This window comes from Rossellomorea sp. SC111 (assembly GCF_024733565.1).
GTDB lineage: Bacteria > Bacillota > Bacilli > Bacillales > Bacillaceae_B > Rossellomorea.
Window position 1 is genome coordinate 1 of record NZ_JANIOC010000018.1, and the last position, 21,223, is coordinate 21,223.

The following is a 21,223-nucleotide window of genomic DNA, read 5'->3' on the forward strand; positions in this document are numbered from 1 at the left end:
GAAGGGATTGCCATCTTTTCCTTCTGCCTGTTGATTCCCCTGATCCTCTACACCGGCGGATGCGGGCTGATCTATACTATCCGCCGTTGATTCCTTCCCTGTTCCGCTTTTATTCGAGCGGTTTATATCCAGGGTTCCCACTGCTATATAAACTCCTAATGCGGTTAGAAATAGGACACTTCCTATGATGATGCCGACTACCTTCCTGCTCATGTTCCACTCTCCCCTTTTACTGCATTTTCTGTATGTAGTAGTTTTCTAGATATTGGATGGAATGTCCTTCTATTGTGTTGAAATAGTGTCTCATTTTACCATATAGGCAGGGTATTCCCATGGCTGGAGAGGGAGCAGAAGATAGGTGCCTCATGCCGGAGGATTATTTAACATGGTGATTTAGTGTAGAATTTTTTCTTTAAAACCAAATAAAAAAACGCCCCACCGGTTAAAAGGCAGGACGCTCTAATCCAACTTAAAATCTCTTATACCCGACAAACTTCGGATTCCAATACGTATTGCTCAACTTCGAAACGACTACCCCACTGTCGGACGCGTGAATGAATTCCCCGTTCCCAACGTAGATCCCCATGTGGCTGATGCCGGCTTTATACGTATTCTCGAAAAACACAAGGTCGCCAGCTTTCGGGCTTGATACGAAATGGGATTTGCTATAGTAACCTTCTGTATTCGTTCGTGCAATCGATTGTCCCGCCTGGTTGAAGACATAGTAGATGAATCCGCTGCAGTCGAAGCCGGATGGTGATGTGCCTCCCCATGCGTATGGTGTTCCTACATATTTCTTGGCGATGTCGACAACGTTTGAAGTTGGTGTTTCAGATCCACCGGAAGAACCATTAATGGATAACTTTTGACCAACATAGATGGTGCTTGAGCTTAGGTTGTTCCAGGACATGATGTCGGACACACTGACGTCATAGCGTACGGCGATGTGAGACAGTGTGTCACCCGATTGTACAGTGTATGTGCTTGATCCCGTTGAAGGTGGTGGCGTAGTTGTTCCGCCGGATGAAACAATCAACGTTTGACCAGGATAGATGACATCACTCTTCAGGTTGTTCCATGATTTCAATTCAGAAACATACACATCGAACTTAGCTCCGATTTTTGATAGATAGTCACCAGATTGGACGGTATATGTTTTAGCAGAAGTACTTGTTGATTTAGACACTTCCAGGACTTGGTTTACATAGATCGTGTTGGAGCTTAAGTTATTCCAGCTCTTAAGGTTTGAAACCGATGTATCATATTTATATGCAATCACGGAAAGGGAATCACCTGATTGTACGCGGTAAGTGGCCGCTTCCGTAGAGTTGGCAGCCATTGTCGAGACTAGTGCAGCAGCAGTAAAGGCAATAATGGATTTCTTCAAAAAAATGTCTCCTTCATAAATAGTGTCGAATTTTAGTGCGTGTCCATTATCTATGAAAGCAACAAATATTTTAATAGGCTAATATTCTTATATGAAGAAAAATCAGGAAGAAACCCCAGTATTATAAGGTTTGGTACTTTATGGTTTTGTTTCCAACTCCCTTGGGTTGCCGTTTATAGAGTGAGTACTTTCGTACTTTCCTCCATACATTTCTACATCATAATACCCTTGATCCTTTTTTGTAGGTTGTTTATCTGTTGCAAAATGAAAACGGCTACACTTTTTCATTGACAACTTGTATATACATGAATACAATAAAAGTATATCTTGTATATACAACACCCCGGACAAAATGAAAGCGTTTCGTTTTTTTATGCTAAAAGCATGGTTCGAAGCGTTTTCCACATACGAATTAGGGGAATCCATTAAATAGAAATGAAAGCGGGTACAATGCTTTTATGAAGGGTGCCTGTCACCTTTCACCATTCCAAGGGAGGGAAATTCATGAGCGTGAAACGTGAAGACGTTCTCGAAATCATTGAAGCGATTGGCGGCAAGGATAATATCCGCACGGCCACTCACTGTGTGACTCGTCTACGGCTGGTGCTGAACGATGAGAAGAAAGTGGATAAAGAAAGATTAGAGGCCATTGATTTGGTGAAGGGTTCCTTCTCCTCAAACGGTCAGTTCCAGGTTGTCATCGGACAAGGTCTTGTGAATAAAGCGTATCAAATCTTGGCTGAGGAAACAGGAATCGAGCAGGCATCGAAACAGGATGTTAAAGATGCCGCGACTCAGAACCTGAATCCCCTGCAGCGCGCGATCAAGGTCCTGGCGGATATCTTCATTCCGATCCTTCCGGCGATCGTAACGGCCGGTTTGTTGATGGGTCTGAATAATATTCTGACCGGACCGGGGATTTTCTATGATGAGAAATCGGTCATCGATGTTCATAAGCAGTGGGCTGATTTTGCCTCGATCATTAACTTGATAGCCAACACGGCCTTTGTGTTCCTGCCAGGGTTGATCGGTTGGTCAGCAGTCAAGCGTTTCGGCGGAAGTCCATTACTCGGTATCGTATTAGGTCTTATGCTTGTTCATCCGGACTTATTGAACGCTTGGTCTTATGCAAGTGCAGAAAAGATTCCTACGTGGAACTTATTCGGATTTGAAGTCGACAAGATCGGGTATCAGGGACAAGTTTTACCGATCCTATTCGCTTCCTATCTATTAGCGAAGATTGAAATGTTCCTGGATAAGAGAGTTCATGATTCCATCAAGCTCTTAGTCGTGGCACCGGTGGCCCTTTTGATTACCGGATTTGCCGCCTTCATCCTAATCGGACCTGTGACCTTCTTCATTGGTAACGTGCTGACGGATAGCGTCGTGTGGGTGTTCGATCACGTATCATGGTTAGGTGGTCTCCTGTACGGTGGTTTATACGCCGTCATGGTTATTACCGGTATGCACCATACGTTCCTGGCGGTAGACTTACAGCTCGTCTCAAATGCAGGCGGAACCTTCCTGTGGCCAATCCTGGCACTATCCAATATTGCACAGGGTTCTGCGGCACTCGCCATGATGTTTGTGGCGAAGAAAGAAAACGAAAAACTGCGCGGTCTGGCAGGAACCTCTGCCCTTTCCGCTTATCTTGGCATTACAGAGCCTGCGATGTTCGGGGTTAACTTACGTTACAAATATCCGTTCATCTCGGCGTTGATCGGTTCTGCCATCGGCGGTGTGTTACTTGCCATGACAGGTACGAAAGCATTCTCCATCGGCGTCGGTGGACTGCCGGGTATTCTGTCCATCAAGTCAGAGTACTGGGTACCATTTGCCATCGGAATGCTCATCGCCATCGTCGTACCATTCACACTGACAATGATCTGGTCCAAATTCAGCAAAAACGAAGTAGCCTAAGCAATAGAGAGAAAACAGTTGCACCAACTTGTATATACAAGTTAAACTAAGGGGGACAAATGAATTCTTAGCACTTGCCTGAAAAGGATAGTGATGGGGATGTTTGTCCCCTTTTTCATTAGAGGGACGGGCCTTCAAATCTGCTTGTTTTGAAGCGTCTTTTCCTATTAGTTAAGGGTTTGTGACGGAGAATGGAAGGTACGTCCCTCTAAAAATGCATTAGAACAATGATGATATGAAATAAATGAGACGGATGAGCAGAAAATGTGAGGTCCGTCCCTCAAATATATGTGAAGGATGGTGCAGGTGGTATGAAGCAGCCTTGGTGGAAGAAGTCGGTTGTGTATCAGATTTATCCGAAGAGTTTTTATGATACGTCGGGGAATGGCGTCGGGGATATAAAGGGGATTACGGCGAAGCTTGATTATTTGAAGGAGCTTGGGATCGATGTGGTGTGGATTACGCCTATTTATAAGTCTCCTCAGAATGATAACGGTTATGATATCAGCGACTATTTCAACATTCATGAAGAGTACGGGACGATGGAGGATTTCGATGAGCTTCTGGAGGAAGCACACTCCCGCGGCATCAAGATCATCATGGACATCGTAATCAATCATACATCGACGGAGAATCAGTGGTTCATCGAGTCTCGTAAGTCGAAGGACAATGAGTACCGTGACTTCTATATTTGGAAGGATGGCAAAGAGGACGGCTCCGAACCGACCAACTGGCAGTCGAAGTTCGGCGGCAATGCGTGGCAGTATGATGAGGAAACGGGTCAATATTACCTTCACCTCTTTGACGTCACCCAGGCCGATTTGAACTGGGAGAACGATAAGGTCCGCGAGAAGCTGTATGACATGATGCATTTCTGGCTGAAGAAAGGTGTCGACGGCTTCCGTCTGGACGTGATCAACCTCATCTCCAAAGATCAGGATTTCCCTGATGATGACGGCTCGGTCGCTCCCGGTGATGGACGCAAGTTTTACACTGACGGGCCAAAGGTCCATGATTATATGCAGGAAATGAACAAGGAAGTATTCTCTCAATACGACATCATGACCGTCGGGGAAATGTCTTCCACCACGATCGACAACTGTATCAAGTATTCCAACCCGGAGCGCAATGAGCTCAGCATGACGTTCAACTTCCATCACTTGAAAGTGGACTACCCGAACGGTGAGAAATGGTCGGTCGCTGACTTCGATTTCCTGAAGTTGAAGGACATCCTGTCTACCTGGCAGCGTGAAATGTACAAAGGCGGCGGTTGGAACGCCCTCTTCTGGTGCAACCATGATCAGCCGCGGATCGTGTCCCGCTACGGTGATGACGGAGAGTATCGTAACGAATCAGCGAAGATGCTCTCGACGACGATCCATATGATGCAGGGTACCCCTTATATTTATCAAGGGGAAGAGTTCGGGATGACGAATCCGAAGTTCACAAGCATCGACGAGTATCGTGATGTGGAGTCCCTCAATACGTTCAATATATTGAAGGAACAAGGAAAATCGGTAGAAGAGATCCTCGAGATCCTCCGACACAAGTCCCGTGACAACTCACGGACACCTGTGCAGTGGAACAGTGACGAGAATGCCGGGTTCACAAGCGGCACCCCTTGGATCCCTGTTGCGAAGAACTATCAGGAAATCAATGCAGAGCAGGCGTTAGAAGATGAAAGCTCAGTCTTCTATCACTACCAAAAGCTGAACCGCCTCCGTAAGGAATACGACATCATTGTCGACGGTGACTACCAGCTGATCCTGGAAGATCACCCTGACATTTTTGGCTATGTACGGAATGGCGACGGCGAAAAGCTGCTTGTGGTGAATAACTTCTATGCTCGCGAGACGGAGTTCACGCTACCTGATGAGGTGGATGTGGAAGGCTGGTCGAGTGAGGTTCTGATTTCGAATTATGAGGATGCAAGGAATGTTTATTCTCAAATCTCGCTTCGTCCTTATGAGTCTGTGGTGTTCCGATTAACAAAATAAAGAAGATGAGGCATTGTTCTTTTGAGCAATGCCTTTTTTCACGTAAAGACGATTAAAAATCCATAATATGGGTATATGGTAGTTATGTCACGAAGTCAACTTCAGTACAATTCACCCATACCCAACCACTATTTCCATTTGATACCATTAATTAGCGTGTTTACTATTAATAAGGGGGATGAAAGTCTTGTCCTATTTATCATATTTGATTTCCCAGCTCCATGAGAAAAAAGAGCAGCTTGTACGATTGAGAAATTCCCACTCCAGCCTCAAGGCCCTTCAAGGTGAATTTCTTCAGCATCAATCATCCGTTACGGCACCGGACCTTAGCCCCACTACCTGGCAGGGTACATTAGCCAAAGCTTTCACGGAAATCAGGGAAGATATGTTTACTTTCCTACATAGACCTTTCTCATAACCAAATGGATACGGCCATCAGTACCATCGAAGACAAAATCGCCTCACTCCGGACAGAGATCCAGTCCCTCGAAACGAGTATCGCCAGTGAACGTGCCCGTATCGAACAGGAACAAAGAAAGGAAGGATGACCATGAGCCATCCTGCGCATGGGTGAAATCAATGAATCCTTGAAGAACATTCAGGCTGCCACGGAGACGAGCAAGTAAAAAACAGTAAAAAGGTGATAGTCACTTCATGGAAACAACCAACCATAACATTAAGAAAGCAGTGCGCTTTGCATTATTACTGTACACTATATTAATGGGTTTAGGCGGAACTGCCATGTTCTCCGTTTTACTCATATGGGTGATTCCAAAAAATCAGCTGTCATTTGTTAGCCTTCCTTTGACCATGATGGCCTTATTCTTTTACGGGACGTGTGTAGCGGCACTTTTGGTCCGCTCAAAATTTTTTAAGAAAGAAGGGGTTTAAGACTCCACCCAACAATCGGACATAAAGGAAAACGGGAACAAAGAAAGGAATCAAGATGAATATTAAATATCTATTAATGCTTATATTTATCACATTCACTTTACTGGGCTGTAGCCAGACCACTGCAGATGAACCTAAAAAGGAAGAAAAAGTTAAGGAAGAAAACTTGGATCCGACTAAACTTCTCCCTATTGGAACGGTAGTCAAACTGTCTAAAATGGATAAATCGGTCATGATTTACGGTTACAATCAAATCCAGGTGAGCACGAATAAACAATTTGACTATATTGCGGTTCCTTACCCGGAAGGCAATATTTCGCCAGACTACAATGTTTTCTTTAACAGGAACTTGATTGAAGAGGTTTTACATAATGGCTACGTGACGGATGAAGATAAGAAAATCCGTGAAGAAGCCGACCGTGAGGAAAATACCTACTAGGAGGTGTACCTATGTTCTCAGACAATCCATGCCTTAGAAAAATCATCCGGACCGGACTCCTTGTATTTGCCATCATGGGATTCATTAGCGGAACGATGCCACTGGCCATCATCAGCCCTGCCATTTTCACCGGCACTTCCATGCCAGAACAGCTTCCTGCTTTCATGGTCATAGCCGTGGTTAACTATGGCTTTGCAATTCTTTTACTGGTGGTCCGTTCTAAATTTTTTAAAAAGTAAACCTGTTTTAATTTAAGGTTAACATTTAAATACTTTAATGGGATAATAAAGAGAAAAAGGAGTTCCTGTAATGAATGCCACGGAAAAAGATCAACATCTTCTTCATGAAATGGAATCAAAACGTCTGGAACTAAAATACTTTGCCCAATACCATGGTTTCTCACATCCCGCGACGGTGAAGCTCAGTCAGGAACTCGATGAACTATTTAACCTCTACCACCAATTGAATCAAAAATAAAAGGCTGTGCCCGGGCACAGCCTTTCTTCATCATTCCGTCGCTTCATCTTCTCCCTCACTGGCCAAGAAGAAAATCGCCGCAACCTTCCATCCATCCTCTTTCTTATGGAAGACGGTTACCTGCTTCCCTGAACGGGTCACTTCCTTATCACTGTTCGGATCCTTCGTTGTTGCTGTAATCTCAGCATACACATCCGCTTTCTTGCCGGCATAGTTGATGATCTTCTCATTCTCCACGGTACGCTTCGAATCGACACTATCAAAGATCTGCTTTACATAGCGCTCTTCATCTTCGTACTTGAAGTTCACCGGTGTCTTCGAAATGACACTCATGTATGAATCGAAATCTTCTTCGTTAAAGGCATTGATATATTGATCAAAAGCTGCGTCGATCGCCGTTTTTTCTTCTTCCGGGATCCCTTCCGCTTCCTTCAGCTCACTTGCGTCCTCCACGATCTGCGTCATTTGGGTCAGGGATGCCGCCTCATCAGTCGCAGGATCATCTTTCGGGCTGACCTCTTCTGTCTTCTTTGCCGTCTCTTTGTCTTCCTTCTTCTCTTCGTCTGCCCCACAAGCACCCAATAATAACGTGCTCACGCCAATTCCCAACATGATTTTCTTCCAATGCTGTTTCGACAATGCTCTTCACCCTTTTCTAAAATTTGCACTATCTCCATTCTATTGAAAATATTCGCAACACTCAAGTTGAATCTCATTTCATCCTAATAATTATGGTAAAATAATAGCAGGTGATATTATGACGAAAAGCAATAAATACCAACAAATCTTTGAGGATCTCTCTGAAAAAATACAGAACGGCACGTATGCAGCGAATTCGATCCTGCCATCGGAAAACGAGCTCTCAGTGATATACGCCACTTCCCGTGAGACCATTCGTAAAGCGCTTACATTACTCGCTCAAAAAGGACTGATACAAAAACTGCGCGGAAAAGGCTCCCTCGTACTCGACGTGTCACGTATGAGCTTTCCGATTTCAGGACTTGTAAGCTTCAAAGAGCTTCAGACTTCCATGGGACGCGATCAGATCGAAACGTTCGTCCACGACTTCGGATTGATCTCAGCAGATGACGGGATCGCTACTCAACTCGAGACGTCCCGTGACGCTGAAATCTGGAAAGTCGTCCGCTCCCGCAAAATCGGAGGCGAGAGGATCATTTTGGACAAGTCCTATTTCCTAAAAGAACAAGTCCCTCTGCTGACAAAGGAAATATGTGAGAACTCCATTTATGAATATCTCGAAGGGGATCTCGGACTACCCATCGATTTTGCAAAAAAAGAAATCGTGGTGGAAGAGTGTACGGATGAGGACCGGGAATACCTGGACCTGAATGAGTATGATCATGTGGTCGTCGTAAAGAACTATGTCCATTTAAAAGATGCCACACTGTTTGAGTATACAGAATCGCGCCACAGGCTGGATATGTTCCGGTTTGTTGATTTTGCACGGAGAAAGCATTAGGGTGGGTCCACTTCCTGGTTGGGGAGTGGACTTTTTATGAAGAAGATACAATTGCTCACTTTCTAATAATCAAAAAAAATCAGTCCGTCAGTAAATTGCCCGGACTAATCATAAGGTTTCATTCACCAGCTATACCTTTGGCTTGCTCCGACTGTTCTTCTTTCACTTCTTCAACTTGCTTTTCTTCCTTGGCTTCTTCTATTACCTTTTCTTCTGGTTGCTCCTTACTACTTTCATCTTCTTCTACTTGAGGTGTATTTGCCGGCTTTTCCTCCTGTTCGGGCTCCTCAACAGCAGGCGGCACCGTTTCTTCCTCTTCTTCTATTACAGGAGATTCCTCCGCGGTTTCAGCTGCTTCTCCCTCAGGTTCTGCCTTTTCTGGCTTCTCTACTTTCGTTTCATCTTGATCCTTCGCCTTATCTTCCACTTTCGTTTCTTCTGGTTGGGTAACGACTGGTTGGATCATTTTCGCAGGATCCACCGCTACGCTGAAGGTTTCATCCACATAATTGATAAATCCCTTGATGTGATAGTCCACAGACGTTGCCTCACACCCACCGCTACGGTCTGAAATGGCATCCGGTGCCGTTTTAAAAGATTCACCCGGTTTCAGCTTTTGGCTGGCGATCAGTTCCTCTCTGCTACCGGATTGAAAGGAGATGGTCACCTTCGTACTCATATCCGATATATTTTTGACAGATAGTGAATGTTCAATGGAGCAGTCGTCACCATATGTGATTTCCGAGGACCCGATCTGCAACATGTCTTCCGTTGTGGCATTTTGAATGGTGCCCGATGCACTCGTTTCCGATGTGAACCACGCATATGTTCCTGGTAAACTGTTTAAAGCAGTTGAAATGAAATAGATAGAGGAAAGGATAAGGAAGGTGCAGATCATGATAAGGGCTCGATTCCCTTTTAATCCATTATGCAGCGATTTCATTAGATTCTCCTTTCAATAAAGAAAGGCAGCCTGAGTGCGACTGCCCCATCCTTCAGTCATTATTTCTTGTTTTCGAATTTAGCGCCCTGGTCTGTCTGCTTCGCCTGAACCATTAGATTTCCGTTATATTTCGCCCCTTGATACTCGTTCCCTGCACTCTGATCAAGTTTCACATCGAATGCCATTGTGATGTATTGATCTTCTTCCAGCGTGAAGAACTCGTCTTTACCGAACTTAAAGGTCTTATCTCCCTCGGAAGAAGATTTCGCAAGAGTCGACATTGCCTGCACTTCTTCCACCGTTGCTTCTCCAGTAACGACCTCTACCCCTTTAGGCAATGCAGCCACTGCTGACTTCGACATGCTCATCTGTGGATTGTGATTTCCGTTGAAGAAGCCTTTTTCCCACGCCATTCTCCAATCATTCATTTCATCCATATCAGGCTTTGCTTTATATTTAAAAGCCATATAATAGATTTTATACGGATCTGCAGAAGCTTTATCGACGGAGCCGGTATACGTCAGTTTTAAGTTTTGCTTTAGGTCTCCTGTATTTTCAAGAGTAATAAAATCTCCATAAATCACTTGTGACGGAGCGAACTTTTCACCGTTAAATAGAGGTGTCGTGATGGCTTCTCCGTTATTCACCGATAGATTTCCCGTATCGATGGTTCCCGTTGCCGATGTACTGGACGTGAACCAAGAATATGTACCATATCCTGCACTTACCACTAAAGCCCCTGCCAATGATGTTGCCAATAATGCTTTTTTAACTGATTTCATAAAATGATTTCCTCCTCGATTTTGGTATACTCTATTTTTCTTTCATTGAACCCGGATACGATTAAACCTTTGATGATGCAGTATCTTCCTTCCTGTTGAAATATCTGTTGGTGCGTTCAAATACTTCAATCAGGATAAATAATAGGAATGGCAGCAGAACAAACAGGGAAAATCCTATTTTGCTCGAAATGAATTTCGCCACATACCCTGCATTCGGCAGAATGACGGCCACTTCCCCTATCAAACTATCAGGTTTCACTTTCCAGCTGTCTTCTACATTGTTATTGTCCCCTTTTGTCAGGAAACCTTCAGGAGTGACATCTACCACCCGGTGAGTGACGACCTTTTGATCGGCGGTCCGGAAGGTGATGATTTCCTTTTCCTTCACACTCATAGCATCCTTTTCCTTTACAAAGACCATGTCCCCCGCACTGATCTTGGGCTCCATACTGTTTGTCAGGACCGTTAACGGCTTATACCCAAAAAAAGATGGAATCTTACTCGGATTCTGTTGTGCTTGATAAGAGACGAATAAGAGAAATACAATACAGCAAAGAACGGATATCGACAGGAGATAAGTGAACATTTTCAACATTTTTCTTTTCAATTCATCACATCCTCCCATTGAAGTTATCGCCTGTAATCACAAATTTACTAGACTTGGATAAAAGTGTCAACGTTATAACGAACAAAAACGTTCGTTAAAATACGACAAAATATTTTAGCGGGAAATTCTTTATATCGAACAATCGAAACCGAGATAGGATAAGGGTTGAAGTGCATAAATGACGATTAGTGAGGTTCGGTCCCTACGAAATACACCCTTTCAATATGTCGTAATTTGATGAGCGACTCTTCTAGAATTGTGAATTTTAATAGAATAATATGGGAATGTACCAAAAAACATTTAGGGGGTTACGTATGAACAAGCTATTCAAAACAGGGATCACTTCAGTTGTGATGGCAGGAACGTTATTCGCTGGGATTCCAGTCAGTTCGTCTGTGTCGGCAAGTGTAGTGACAGAAAGCAAAGTAAATAAAACGGATTCACATTACATTGGGACATTGGATGCTGCGTTGATCAATGATGAGAGATTGCTGGCATCATTAATCAAGCAAGGGAAGATTTCATCCAAGGCTTCTGATGCCTCCAAGCAAAAAGCGTTGGAGAAGTATATCGAACTCAAAGGAAAGAAAGTGGAAGATGCCAGTGGTAAGGATCCCATCGCACCTAAGGCGAAGGCTGCTGAATCCGAAAAGCATCAGAATTTCAAAGATGCCGGTAAAAAGAGCAGCGGCAAACTACAAGGAAGTACAAAACATCCTGATACCGTAAAGGAATCAGCGTCACCGGGAATAGCTAAAAAAGGAAAGCTTCTTACCATAATGGTAGAGTACTCGGATTTCGCCCATAACAATATCAAACCAAGCGAAACGGATAACTACTACGCTGATTACAATACGGAGCACTTCGAAGAAATGATCTTTGGCGAAGATGGCGTAACGGGTCCAAATGGAGAAAATTTCGTGTCCCAAAAGCAGTACTATGAAGAGCAATCAGGCGGGACGTACACAGTCGAAGGGAACGCTTATGGTTGGCTCAAAGTTCCTGGTACAGCGAAGTATTACGGAGCTGACAAAGCATCAGGAGGTCATGATAATGTGACTCCGGGTGGATCGAAACAATTAGTAAAAGATACTTATGCTGCGGCACTTGCAGCAGGAATACCCCTTGAGGATTATGACTTGGAAGACCCACATGATTTAGATGAAGACGGTAACTACTGGGAGCCGGATGGATTGGTCGATCACCTTCAAATCATTCACGCAGGTATGGGACAGGAAGCTGGAGGCGGTTCTTTATTTGATAATGCCATCTGGTCTCACAGATCTGCCGTATTCGTTGACACGGATGGACTTGGTAATGGTAAGCCTGGATTCTATGATTACACGATGATGCCAGAAGATGGTGCAACAGGTGTATTCGCTCACGAATATGGTCATGACTTAGGATTACCGGATGAGTATGACACAATCTATTCAGGTGAAGGGGATGCGGTCGAATATTGGTCGATCATGTCTGCGGGATCATGGGCTGGTAAAGTGCCAGGTACGGAACCGACTGGTTTCTCCCCGTGGGCTAAATCTTACTTACAATCGACACTTGGTGGAAACTGGACGAAACCGACCGTTATCGACTTTGAAGATTTAAAGAAAAAAGGAACGACCTTCCTTCTGGATCAGGCGAATTCTCCTAATGGACAAAACCATCAGGCGATTCAAGTGAATTTACCTCAGAAGAAGACAGCCATCAATACCCCTGCCTCCGGAAGCTACGAATATTGGGGCGGCCAGAAAGATGAAATCGATACGAACATGGTGACGGATGTTGACTTAACAGGGAAATCCTCTGCAAAGCTGACGTTCGACGCTTGGTATGATATTGAAGAACAATGGGATTTTGGATTTGTACAAGTTTCAACGGATAATGGCTCCACATGGAAGTCTTTAGGGAATGAAAACACAAGAAGCGATGTAGTGGCAGACGGGTATCCGACCATTTTGAACTCAATGCCGGGCTTCACAGGTAATTCCAATGGCTGGAAAGCCCAAACGTTCGACTTAAATCAATATGCAGGACAAAAAATCAAATTAAGATTGCGTTATGCAACTGACTGGGGTACAAGTCTGACTGGATTCTTTGCTGACAACATCAAGGTTGTGGCAGATGGGGCAACTGTATTCAGTGATGGTGGAGAATCGACAAACACACCATTCACACTTAATGGATTCGAACGCTCCGACGGAAATAAATATGTCGACCACTACTACTTAATGGAATGGCGTAACCATCAAGGTGTGGACAAAGGTCTTGCCCACATCGCACGTGGCAACTCATTGATGAGCTATGATGGCGGCCTTGTCGTCTGGTATGTCGATGATACGTACACTGATAACTGGACAGGCATCCATCCTGGTGACGGGTTCCTTGGAGTCGTCGATGCCCACGATGACACGAATTTAGTCTGGAATACTGGAGTTAAGGCTTCAAGTCGCTACCATGTGGCAGATGCAGCGTTTAACTTCATGCCGACGTCAGGATTGAACTTGATTTACCCTACTCAAACCCTGACGTTCCCAAGTCAGCGCGGAGTTCCTTTATTTAACGATATGAAGGATTATAACAACTCCTACCTGCCGGATGCCGGCCGTAATATCAGCCATTACGGACTGAAGGTTCTGGTCAATGATCAAGCAAAAGACAAATCGGTCGGTTCGATCATTTTGTCGAAGTAGAATAATAAAATGACACAATAACAGATTAACGCCTGGACAAGGAGCGGTTCTTTACTTGTCCAGGCATTTTTTGGATTCTATTAATGGTCACATCATTCACTAACTGTATATATATCCCTCTCTCTTGAAATCAAACCAAAAAAACGACCCTCCACCAGGAAGGGCCGCTCTCTCAACAACAAATTAACAATACTCTATCTATCATCCGGTACTTATCGTACTTCCACCCAACCGTTCTTGATCGCAGTCACGACTGCCTGGGTACGGTCGTTCACGTTCATTTTTTGAAGTATATTACTTACATGATTTTTAACAGTCTTTTCACTGATGTATAAGCCTTCACCAATGCCGCGGTTGCTCTTACCATCTGCAAGCATTTGCAGGACTTCACACTCGCGGCGCGTTAACAGGTGAAGCGGGCGGCGAACTTCGGACTGTTGGAATCCACCTGAATTTTGAGCATTAGCCAGGCGCTTGTATTCAGCAACCAGGTTGTGCGTCACTTTAGGATGGACATATGAACCACCTTCAGCAACAATTTTTACTGCGTCTACTAAAGCATCTGAGTCCATCTCTTTTAATAGATAACCGAGAGCCCCTGTTTTCAACGCATGGTTCACATAGTTCTCGTCATCGTGGATGGACAGGATGATGACTTTCGTATCCGGGTACTTGTCCATTAATTCACGAGTTGCTTCCACGCCGTTTATCTCAGGCATGTTAATATCCATGAGGACTACGTCGGGTTCATGTGTTTCGACGAGGTTCATCGCTTCTGAACCGTCATCACCTTCTGCTACTACATTGAAAGAAGGTTCGAATTCGAGGATTCGTTTAACCCCTTCCCTGAAAAGCTGATGATCGTCAATGATAACAATATTTGTTGCCATGTCTTTCGCCTCCCTAAACCTTCGAAAATTTACGTATTAAGAGGAACCTGGATCAGTATGACCGTCCCTGCCCCTACTTTTGAGTCAATCGTGATGTCTCCTTCGAGAAGGTCGACACGTTCTTTCATCCCCATGATTCCAAAGGATCCTCTTTTCTGTGTGTCTTTATCGAATCCTTTGCCGTTGTCTTTGATGACAACTGTTATTTGATCTTTCTTTACTTCTACTTTAACTTGGATATGCGTGGCTTCTGCGTGCTTAAGGGCATTCTGGACACTTTCTTGTACCAACCGGAACAAAGCGACTTCGAATTTGGAAGGAAGTCTGATATCGAGCCCCATATTCACAAACTGTATGGATGTCTCCTGGTTATACTCTTCGATTGTACTCAAGTATTTTTTGAGGGTCGGTATCAACCCGAGGTCATCAAGCGCCATTGGTCTGAGGTCATAGATGATGCGGCGGACCTCATACAGGGCTGAGCGGACCATCCGTTTAAGATCGCGGATCTCCGTGATGGCATCATCAGTGGTCTTCTCCCGGAATACTCGTTCAATCAGATCCGAGCGAATCATCACATTTGCCATCATTTGCGCAGGGCCGTCATGAATTTCACGGGATAAGCGTTTCCGCTCGTCCTCTTGTGCTTCAATGATCCTGAGACCGAAATCCTGCCGCTGCTTCGCGTCTTCTAACGCCTCACCCACTTGCCTTAAGTCACTATTCAAATAATTGAGAACGACGGATATTTGTGAGCAGAGATTCTCTGCCTTTTCAATCGTGTCCCCGAGTGCCTGCAAGCGTCTTTCCAGTTCATCCCTGCGATTCCGAAGCTGCTTCTCCTGCTGTCTGTTCATGGATAGCTTCATCTGCAGGTCATGAGCCTTCTCATACGCTTCTCTTACCTGGTCTTCTGAATAGGTTTGGAAATGCTTGCTGACTTCAGATAGTCTGAGCCGGGCAAACTTCGATTTCTGTTGGAGATCATCTCCTTCATCAATCACCTTCAGGACCATTTCTTTCACTTCCAGTAATTCTCTCATCAAATCTTCATAATCAGTTCGACATTGCTCCCCAATCTGGAAGATCTCATCCTTACTTTCGTCAACCGTATCGACCATCTTTTTCAGGATGCTATCCAACATCTTGGTGTCTATTTTTTTAAGTGACACGGTACACCCCTCTTTTGTTCCACAATAGTCGTCCGCCTAGCTTCATGAACACTATCCTTATATAGTAATAATCGGTTTAATAAGCTCAGGGACATCACGTCCATAGACCTACTATTCATCTATAATAAATAGTACCTATTATCAATTCAATGGAAAGTCACGAAATTCCTTTATTCATCTAGGCATATTCCTATGTAATACCTCTACCAAGGGATTATTCGCTCCAGGAATAATAGAGAAACTATGGCAATTATCTAGACCATTCGGCTTCCCTAAAGAAGCGTTGGAACAACTGAAGTATTACTATCAGCGTCCATTATACCATGTCACATATTGTCGGAGATTAAAGTTTGATTACATTGTATTACCATTATTTCATGTAGAACCAGTTTTTACCTCGATAAACACCTAGAATTGTGCATTCTTCACCATTTTTCTATATAGTAGAATTAGGATAAAGGCGCGTACTTTGTCGCAAGTTGCGGCAATCGTGAAAGGAGAAATGAGTTTGCTACATCAGTATAATACCGTCAAGGGTTACGGAGAAAATGAAATCAATATCGAACGTTCAAGATTCATCACTTATGTGAATCGGGTGGAAACCGAGGAAGAGGCCCAGGAATTCATTGCAACGATCAAAAAGAAGCATCACGATGCCAACCACAACTGCTCGGCCTATATGATCGGAGAACAGAATCTGATCCAGAAAGCTAATGATGACGGGGAACCGAGTGGGACTGCCGGGGTTCCCATGCTTGAAGTATTGAAGAAGCGGGATTTGAAGGACACCGTCGTTGTGGTGACACGTTATTTCGGCGGGATCAAGCTTGGGGCAGGCGGCCTGATCCGTGCGTATGGACGGGCTACCTCGGAAGGGCTCAACGTCACTGGGATTGTCGAAAGACGGCTTATGCGGATCATGAAGACGAAGATCGATTATACGTGGTTGGGCAAGGTGGAAAATGAAGTGCGGTCGTCTCACTATCAATTGAAAGACATTCATTATTTGGATGCTGTTGAAGTTGAAGTATATGTGGAGGAAGCATCTAAGGATCAGTTTGTTGATTGGATGACGGAGCTTACGAATGGGCAGGGTGAGATTTCCGAGGGGGATTCGGAATATCTTGAATATTTATTAAACGTATAGCGATAAGTAAAGGAAACGTAATATTACTTATCATTTAAAAATATTCCAATATCGATTATAATTGTATAATGAGTTGTTTTTAGGATTACTTTTTAAAGGATGGTATTGAATGCAAGAAAACAAATTTAGACATAAACGTATGATTAAGAAAAAGAGACGAAAAAGAATCATCCTGACTTTGTTTTTCTTCTTATTATTTACGATTAGTATAGTCAGCCTTATTGGATATAAGTCTTTTTCGGCTATTGATAATACCTATAGTGGAGTGGAAAGAGGAGAAAAGTCAAAACTTAGAGATGAAAAAATATATGTATCTGATGATCCATTCTCTATTCTTCTCTTAGGAGTGGAAGACTACAGTGATAAATATGATAAAGGTCGAACAGATACAATAATGGTGGCCACATTGAATCCAAAAGATAAGACAATGAATCTGGTCAGTCTCCCCAGGGATACCCTGGTAGATATTCCTGATCATGGTAGAGATAAGATTAACCATTCATATGCTTATGGAGGAAAAGATCTGACCATAGAAACCGTTGAAAACTTCCTTGAAATTCCTATAGATTATTATGTTACTGTAAATTTTAAAGGATTCAAAAATATTATAGATGAATTAGGCGGCGTTACCGTTGACGTTCCTTTTGATTTCTATGATATCAATAAAGATCGAGAAAAATTTTATTTTACCGAGGGAAAACAAAAACTAGATGGTGAGGAAGCTCTAGTATATGCAAGAATGCGTAAAAAGGATCCCAGAGGGGATTTTGGGAGAAATGAACGACAAAGACAAATTGTCACAGGTCTCCTTAATAAAGCATTATCTCCCAAAACAGTTCTGAAAATTGATAACATTGCTTATCAAATCGGAGATAACATCGAAACAAATATGAAGGTCAAAGAAGGTCTTGCTTTCGCCCAAAAGTATAAAGGGTTTTCCAAATCAGCTATAAATTCAAAAGAATTCAAGGGTGAAGACAAATATATTGATGGCATTTACTATTTTATTCCTGATGAAGAAAAAACAGATGAAATAATATCAGATTTGCAAGACCATCTTAATTACACACCATAATAAAACCAACGAATCAATAAAAAACTGTCCTAGAAGGGGCTGTTGATAAAAGGGAAAGGAGCGCAGCCTCCTTTCCCTTTTATATTATGAATATCACCGATAATTCCATGTGCTGCTCAATGGTGGTATGAGCTAAATAGTGAGGGCCATGAAATTTTCCAGAAAGATTTAATACACCGACATGCTGATCCGTTGTCACAACTGATACCATTTGAGTTTTCGTTTCGATTTGGCTTGCGTCCGCGCTTCGCTTCCCAATTTCTTTTCTTATTTTCTCTAATTCCTCTTTGATCTTTTTCATTTCTTCTTGATGTGTATTTCAGTATTGTGAAGGAGTTTGGTTACTTCAACTTTTTGACTTTGCCTTTTGCCGTACCTCATAAGATTACCCCCAATAAAAAAACGGTGTTGAATATTCATTCAACACCGTTTTCAAAGTTCCTATCAGATTATCAAGAGCCTATAAAAGGAAGGTTTTTTATATGGCATCTTTTGCAACCAATGCCTGAATGGCTGTTAGGAACATAATTTTTAAATCTAAGATTAAACTTTGATTATTGACATAAAATAAGTCGAATTTAATTTTTTCTCCATGAGGAATTTCACTTCGACCATTCACTTGTGCCCATCCTGTTATTCCTGGCTTCACTAATAATCTATTAGTTTGATGCGAATTATAACACTTGGTGATATCTGTTATCTCAGGACGTGGACCAACAACGCTCATATCACCCTTTAATACATTCAAGAACTGAGGCAGTTCATCCAAGCTATATTTTCTTATTATTCTGCCGATATTTGTGACAGACGGATGGAAGTCTTTGGTACTCTTAAAGATGAAATCGTCCGGCACACCATCTTCCCAATCATATGGACTCTTTGATTGCGTGCTATTATTGTTGGAAATCTTCATAGAACGGAATTTATAAATTTGAAAAGGCACTCCATTTTTCCCAGCTCTTTCTTGTTTAAAAAAGATTGGACCACCATCGTCTAATTTGATTCGGATGCTAACAAATAAAAAGATAGGAGAAAAAATAATTAATGCAACAATACTTAAAAAAACATCTAAAAATCTCTTACTTGCTATAAAGTATAGATTTTTTGATGGTTGATAACTGCTGCCAATTTTTTGCGCTATATTCTCTTTCATTCAACAAACCTCCAATCCCATTGGCTATTCCTACAATTTGAGTAGGAAACTCAATCTTATCAAGAATAATGTCACCTCTGTTTCCAATGATTCCTCCTGATACGCAGTCAATACCTTCTATAATCTTTTTACCGATTACTTCTTTGAAAAATTCACTATTAACTGAATTTGAAAATGCTTCAACAAAGGGCAACCCGATTCTAGTATCCAGCCTAATAAATTGCAATTTCTTATCAAAGGAATTGGATATTGCGTCTTCGCTTAGATTGTTTATTCCCCCATCAACGACATATGCATTGTCTTTCATATGCAGCAACAGCTCACTTGAAATGACTCTTTCTGCGCTTACAAAAGAAATCAATGTATCGAGTTGATTAATATTTTCTTCAAATGCTTCAACTTTATTACTTGAATATCTTGGAAGGATAGAGTTCAGAACAGTCACTATATTACTAACCTTTAGACTATTTCTTCCTTTTATAAAAACCTTGCAATTCCTTTCTGCAAGACGAAGGGATATTTTAACAGCAATGTTACCCGTACCGAGAACAAGGATCCTTTTTCCATAAATATCCTTTCCATAGATATTATTAATTAAAATATCAGTTGCTTCTACTGTCATATCATTTGGCTTGTAAGGTAGCAACTCGGAATTTTTGACCATTGTAAGAGCTTTTTGATAGATATTAATATCCTGCTTTGATTCTGTATCTGCAAAGATTGTAGGAATTTCCCCATCAAATTTATTTATGATTTGCTCACAAATTTCTTCATCTGTAACTAAAATGCTCATGGCCAGTTCATTGTTAATGAATCGATTAGGCAACAGACTGATCTTTTCAGAATCTCTTGCAGTTGAGCCTATAAATAAATACCTTGGATTATGTTCCAAGACTTGTTCAATTATGTTCATAAAACTCATCTTAACACCACGTTTCATTTACTTACCTTTGCACATTTCTACATGAAGTTTTTCAGCTAACTTTTCCCAAGAATGGGTATCCTTAACAAAATCGCGAGCTCGTGTTCCCAATTTGTCTGTTTTGTCAGGACTATTTTTTAAATGTATTATGTTCTTTACAACCTCATCCTCAGAATCTTCTACATACCCTAAATCATGTTGACTAATTATGGTATCCTCTAGGTTCGATAACATGACGATTGGAAGTTTTGCTGCCATATAATCATACATTTTATTTAAGCTAATTCCCCATTTATAAACTTCAGCATTCTTCATTGATATGATTCCGATGTCTGCTTGCTTGAGTAGACTTGGTACAGATTCTTTTGGTACAGCTTCAATAAATTTTAGATTGTTGATATTTTCAGTTTTTGCTCTTTGGATTAGACTGTTCTTATCCGGTCCGTCTCCGACCATTGTAAACATTATTTCTGGATCAATAGAAGAGATTTTCTTTGCAATATTTAATATTGCACCTAAATTATTGGCAAGACTATGAGCACCTGTATATATAACATTAAATTTTTCTGGAGATAGCAATAAATGATTCTCAGATAATGATACATCATCTGATGCTTCCTGATATCGATTCATATCCACCCCATTAGGGAGGTAAATTACTTTTTCAACATCAATTCCCCTTGATACCACATATTTTGGGGCTTTGTCAAATAAAACAATAATTTTATCAGCCTTTTTATAAAGGAATAACTCCATTTTTGAAAGGACTTTGACGACAGGATTACTTGGTGATACTTTTCCTAAATCAATCAATGACTGTGGCCACAGGTCTCTTTCTTCAAAATAGAATTTACAATTTTTCTTTTTAGCAATCAAATACCCTGACATCGCAGCCAATGGATGCATCAATGAGCCTATGATGATATCTGGATTATCATCCATTTTAGAAGTTACCATGCTTAACTGCCTGGAGTATGAGAGAATATTTTTCACTCTTTTGAAATCATTTTTATAATAAGCTGGAGTCTTCATCCAGATAAAGCGAACTCCATCATATTCTTTTATTTTGTAGCGTTGATTTGTATTGTATTCTACCGTTTCACTTCTTTTCCAATGATTAAATGAAGAAGCAAATATGGTTACTTTATGCCCTTTTTTGACTAATTCTCTACTTAAATCAAGATGTCTTGTAATTCCTGTAGAATTAGGACCCACAGCATAATGATTAAAAATCCAAATATTCACACTATT

General features: G+C 42.1%; 24 protein-coding genes. 12 read left to right on the forward strand and 12 right to left on the reverse strand.

All coding sequences use genetic code 11. From position 1 onward, the window contains the following. Both NQ095_RS19215 and NQ095_RS19220 read right to left on the reverse strand, forming a co-directional pair. Window positions 1-213: hypothetical protein (locus tag NQ095_RS19215; RefSeq protein ID WP_258265052.1), on the reverse strand; the 213-nt coding region annotated here is incomplete at its 3' end. A gap of 256 nt (window positions 214-469) precedes the next feature. Then, complete coding sequence (locus NQ095_RS19220) at window positions 470-1,387, reverse strand: peptidoglycan endopeptidase (RefSeq protein ID WP_258265053.1); 918 nt, start codon at window positions 1,385-1,387, stop codon at window positions 470-472. 504 nt (window positions 1,388-1,891) lie between these two features. On the opposite strand from NQ095_RS19220, the gene treP reads away from it, so the two are divergent. The 8 genes from treP (at window position 1,892) to NQ095_RS19260 (ending at window position 7,111) form a co-directional block, all read left to right on the forward strand. Beyond that, on the forward strand, window positions 1,892-3,307 hold the full coding sequence (treP, locus tag NQ095_RS19225; protein ID WP_258265054.1) for a PTS system trehalose-specific EIIBC component: 1,416 nt from the start codon (window positions 1,892-1,894) through the stop codon (window positions 3,305-3,307). 311 nt (window positions 3,308-3,618) lie between these two features. Then, on the forward strand, window positions 3,619-5,304 hold the full coding sequence (gene treC / locus NQ095_RS19230; RefSeq protein WP_258265124.1) for an alpha,alpha-phosphotrehalase: 1,686 nt from the start codon (window positions 3,619-3,621) through the stop codon (window positions 5,302-5,304). Window positions 5,305-5,491: 187 nt separating this feature from the next. After that, entirely contained in the window at window positions 5,492-5,722 is a 231-nt protein-coding gene (locus NQ095_RS19235; protein WP_258265055.1) for a DUF5082 domain-containing protein, read from the forward strand. Window positions 5,723-5,726: 4 nt separating this feature from the next. Then, the gene (locus NQ095_RS19240) at window positions 5,727-5,852 is read left to right on the forward strand and encodes a hypothetical protein (protein ID WP_258265056.1); all 126 of its coding nucleotides are present in this window, start codon (window positions 5,727-5,729) and stop codon (window positions 5,850-5,852) included. Between the two features lie 106 nt (window positions 5,853-5,958). Beyond that, entirely contained in the window at window positions 5,959-6,195 is a 237-nt protein-coding gene (locus NQ095_RS19245; protein WP_258265057.1) for a hypothetical protein, read from the forward strand. 55 nt (window positions 6,196-6,250) lie between these two features. Then, window positions 6,251-6,634 (forward strand): DUF4176 domain-containing protein, encoded by a 384-nt coding sequence (locus NQ095_RS19250; protein ID WP_258265058.1) that lies wholly within the window; start codon window positions 6,251-6,253, stop codon window positions 6,632-6,634. Window positions 6,635-6,645: 11 nt separating this feature from the next. After that, window positions 6,646-6,873 carry a hypothetical protein gene (locus NQ095_RS19255; RefSeq protein ID WP_258265059.1) on the forward strand — a complete coding sequence of 76 codons (228 nt, stop codon included), beginning with the start codon at window positions 6,646-6,648 and terminating at the stop codon, window positions 6,871-6,873. A gap of 70 nt (window positions 6,874-6,943) precedes the next feature. Continuing rightward, window positions 6,944-7,111 (forward strand): aspartyl-phosphate phosphatase Spo0E family protein, encoded by a 168-nt coding sequence (locus NQ095_RS19260; protein ID WP_258265060.1) that lies wholly within the window; start codon window positions 6,944-6,946, stop codon window positions 7,109-7,111. Window positions 7,112-7,141: 30 nt separating this feature from the next. Here NQ095_RS19260 and NQ095_RS19265 read toward each other — a convergent pair whose 3' ends face one another. After that, window positions 7,142-7,750, reverse strand: coding sequence for a Cif family virulence factor (locus NQ095_RS19265; RefSeq protein WP_258265061.1), 609 nt, complete (start codon window positions 7,748-7,750; stop codon window positions 7,142-7,144). A gap of 118 nt (window positions 7,751-7,868) precedes the next feature. Here NQ095_RS19265 and treR point away from each other — a divergent pair, with 118 nt between their 5' ends. Further along, window positions 7,869-8,591: a trehalose operon repressor gene (gene treR / locus NQ095_RS19270; RefSeq protein WP_258265062.1), complete on the forward strand. Its 723-nt coding sequence runs from the start codon at window positions 7,869-7,871 to the stop codon at window positions 8,589-8,591. Between the two features lie 118 nt (window positions 8,592-8,709). On the opposite strand, the gene NQ095_RS19275 is transcribed toward treR, so the two are convergent. The 3 genes from NQ095_RS19275 to NQ095_RS19285 all read right to left on the reverse strand — a co-directional run bounded on the left by NQ095_RS19275 (window position 8,710) and on the right by NQ095_RS19285 (window position 10,923). After that, entirely contained in the window at window positions 8,710-9,534 is an 825-nt protein-coding gene (locus NQ095_RS19275; RefSeq protein ID WP_258265063.1) for a hypothetical protein, read from the reverse strand. Between the two features lie 59 nt (window positions 9,535-9,593). Then, window positions 9,594-10,316, reverse strand: a complete 723-nt coding sequence (locus NQ095_RS19280) for a CalY family protein (RefSeq protein ID WP_258265064.1) — start codon at window positions 10,314-10,316, stop codon at window positions 9,594-9,596. A gap of 61 nt (window positions 10,317-10,377) precedes the next feature. Continuing rightward, a complete protein-coding gene (locus NQ095_RS19285; protein WP_258265065.1) occupies window positions 10,378-10,923 on the reverse strand; it encodes a signal peptidase I in 546 nt (181 codons plus the stop codon). Between the two features lie 314 nt (window positions 10,924-11,237). Here NQ095_RS19285 and NQ095_RS19290 point away from each other — a divergent pair, with 314 nt between their 5' ends. Beyond that, entirely contained in the window at window positions 11,238-13,613 is a 2,376-nt protein-coding gene (locus NQ095_RS19290; RefSeq protein ID WP_258265066.1) for an immune inhibitor A, read from the forward strand. A gap of 212 nt (window positions 13,614-13,825) precedes the next feature. On the opposite strand, the gene NQ095_RS19295 is transcribed toward NQ095_RS19290, so the two are convergent. Beyond that, the gene (locus NQ095_RS19295) at window positions 13,826-14,503 is read right to left on the reverse strand and encodes a response regulator (RefSeq protein WP_254652408.1); all 678 of its coding nucleotides are present in this window, start codon (window positions 14,501-14,503) and stop codon (window positions 13,826-13,828) included. 29 nt (window positions 14,504-14,532) lie between these two features. Then, window positions 14,533-15,675, reverse strand: a complete 1,143-nt coding sequence (locus NQ095_RS19300) for a sensor histidine kinase (RefSeq protein ID WP_258265067.1) — start codon at window positions 15,673-15,675, stop codon at window positions 14,533-14,535. A 508-nt stretch (window positions 15,676-16,183) separates the two neighbouring features. Here NQ095_RS19300 and NQ095_RS19305 point away from each other — a divergent pair. Then, on the forward strand, window positions 16,184-16,822 hold the full coding sequence (locus NQ095_RS19305) for a YigZ family protein (protein WP_258265069.1): 639 nt from the start codon (window positions 16,184-16,186) through the stop codon (window positions 16,820-16,822). A gap of 109 nt (window positions 16,823-16,931) precedes the next feature. After that, entirely contained in the window at window positions 16,932-17,897 is a 966-nt protein-coding gene (locus tag NQ095_RS19310) for an LCP family protein (protein WP_258265070.1), read from the forward strand. 79 nt (window positions 17,898-17,976) lie between these two features. On the opposite strand, the gene NQ095_RS19315 is transcribed toward NQ095_RS19310, so the two are convergent. From NQ095_RS19315 to NQ095_RS19330, 4 genes are all read right to left on the reverse strand, one after another. Further along, window positions 17,977-18,198, reverse strand: a complete 222-nt coding sequence (locus NQ095_RS19315) for a hypothetical protein (protein WP_258265071.1) — start codon at window positions 18,196-18,198, stop codon at window positions 17,977-17,979. A 177-nt stretch (window positions 18,199-18,375) separates the two neighbouring features. Then, window positions 18,376-19,050 (reverse strand): sugar transferase, encoded by a 675-nt coding sequence (locus NQ095_RS19320; protein ID WP_258265072.1) that lies wholly within the window; start codon window positions 19,048-19,050, stop codon window positions 18,376-18,378. Then, window positions 18,977-19,990, reverse strand: coding sequence for a Rossmann-fold NAD(P)-binding domain-containing protein (locus NQ095_RS19325; protein WP_258265073.1), 1,014 nt, complete (start codon window positions 19,988-19,990; stop codon window positions 18,977-18,979). Before NQ095_RS19325 ends, NQ095_RS19320 begins: the two co-directional genes overlap by 74 nt. Continuing rightward, window positions 19,991-21,217, reverse strand: coding sequence for a glycosyltransferase family 4 protein (locus NQ095_RS19330; RefSeq protein WP_258265074.1), 1,227 nt, complete (start codon window positions 21,215-21,217; stop codon window positions 19,991-19,993). It lies immediately after the preceding gene. Window positions 21,218-21,223: the final 6 nt, after the last annotated feature.

What these genes read in the sequence shown, in the direction of transcription:
- NQ095_RS19320 (WP_258265072.1), bottom strand. Translation starts at nt 19,050, where the DNA reads ATGAAAGAGAATATAGCGCAAAAAATTGGCAGCAGTTATCAACCATCA.
- treR (WP_258265062.1), top strand. Translation starts at nt 7,869, where the DNA reads ATGACGAAAAGCAATAAATACCAACAAATCTTTGAGGATCTCTCTGAA.
- NQ095_RS19290 (WP_258265066.1), top strand. Translation starts at nt 11,238, where the DNA reads ATGAACAAGCTATTCAAAACAGGGATCACTTCAGTTGTGATGGCAGGA.
- NQ095_RS19240 (WP_258265056.1), top strand. Translation starts at nt 5,727, where the DNA reads ATGGATACGGCCATCAGTACCATCGAAGACAAAATCGCCTCACTCCGG.
- treP (WP_258265054.1), top strand. Translation starts at nt 1,892, where the DNA reads ATGAGCGTGAAACGTGAAGACGTTCTCGAAATCATTGAAGCGATTGGC.
- NQ095_RS19275 (WP_258265063.1), bottom strand. Translation starts at nt 9,534, where the DNA reads ATGAAATCGCTGCATAATGGATTAAAAGGGAATCGAGCCCTTATCATG.
- NQ095_RS19310 (WP_258265070.1), top strand. Translation starts at nt 16,932, where the DNA reads ATGCAAGAAAACAAATTTAGACATAAACGTATGATTAAGAAAAAGAGA.
- NQ095_RS19260 (WP_258265060.1), top strand. Translation starts at nt 6,944, where the DNA reads ATGAATGCCACGGAAAAAGATCAACATCTTCTTCATGAAATGGAATCA.
- NQ095_RS19250 (WP_258265058.1), top strand. Translation starts at nt 6,251, where the DNA reads ATGAATATTAAATATCTATTAATGCTTATATTTATCACATTCACTTTA.
- treC (WP_258265124.1), top strand. Translation starts at nt 3,619, where the DNA reads ATGAAGCAGCCTTGGTGGAAGAAGTCGGTTGTGTATCAGATTTATCCG.
- NQ095_RS19280 (WP_258265064.1), bottom strand. Translation starts at nt 10,316, where the DNA reads ATGAAATCAGTTAAAAAAGCATTATTGGCAACATCATTGGCAGGGGCT.
- NQ095_RS19315 (WP_258265071.1), bottom strand. Translation starts at nt 18,198, where the DNA reads ATGAAAAAGATCAAAGAGGAATTAGAGAAAATAAGAAAAGAAATTGGG.
- NQ095_RS19295 (WP_254652408.1), bottom strand. Translation starts at nt 14,503, where the DNA reads ATGGCAACAAATATTGTTATCATTGACGATCATCAGCTTTTCAGGGAA.
- NQ095_RS19255 (WP_258265059.1), top strand. Translation starts at nt 6,646, where the DNA reads ATGTTCTCAGACAATCCATGCCTTAGAAAAATCATCCGGACCGGACTC.
- NQ095_RS19245 (WP_258265057.1), top strand. Translation starts at nt 5,959, where the DNA reads ATGGAAACAACCAACCATAACATTAAGAAAGCAGTGCGCTTTGCATTA.
- NQ095_RS19325 (WP_258265073.1), bottom strand. Translation starts at nt 19,990, where the DNA reads ATGAAACGTGGTGTTAAGATGAGTTTTATGAACATAATTGAACAAGTC.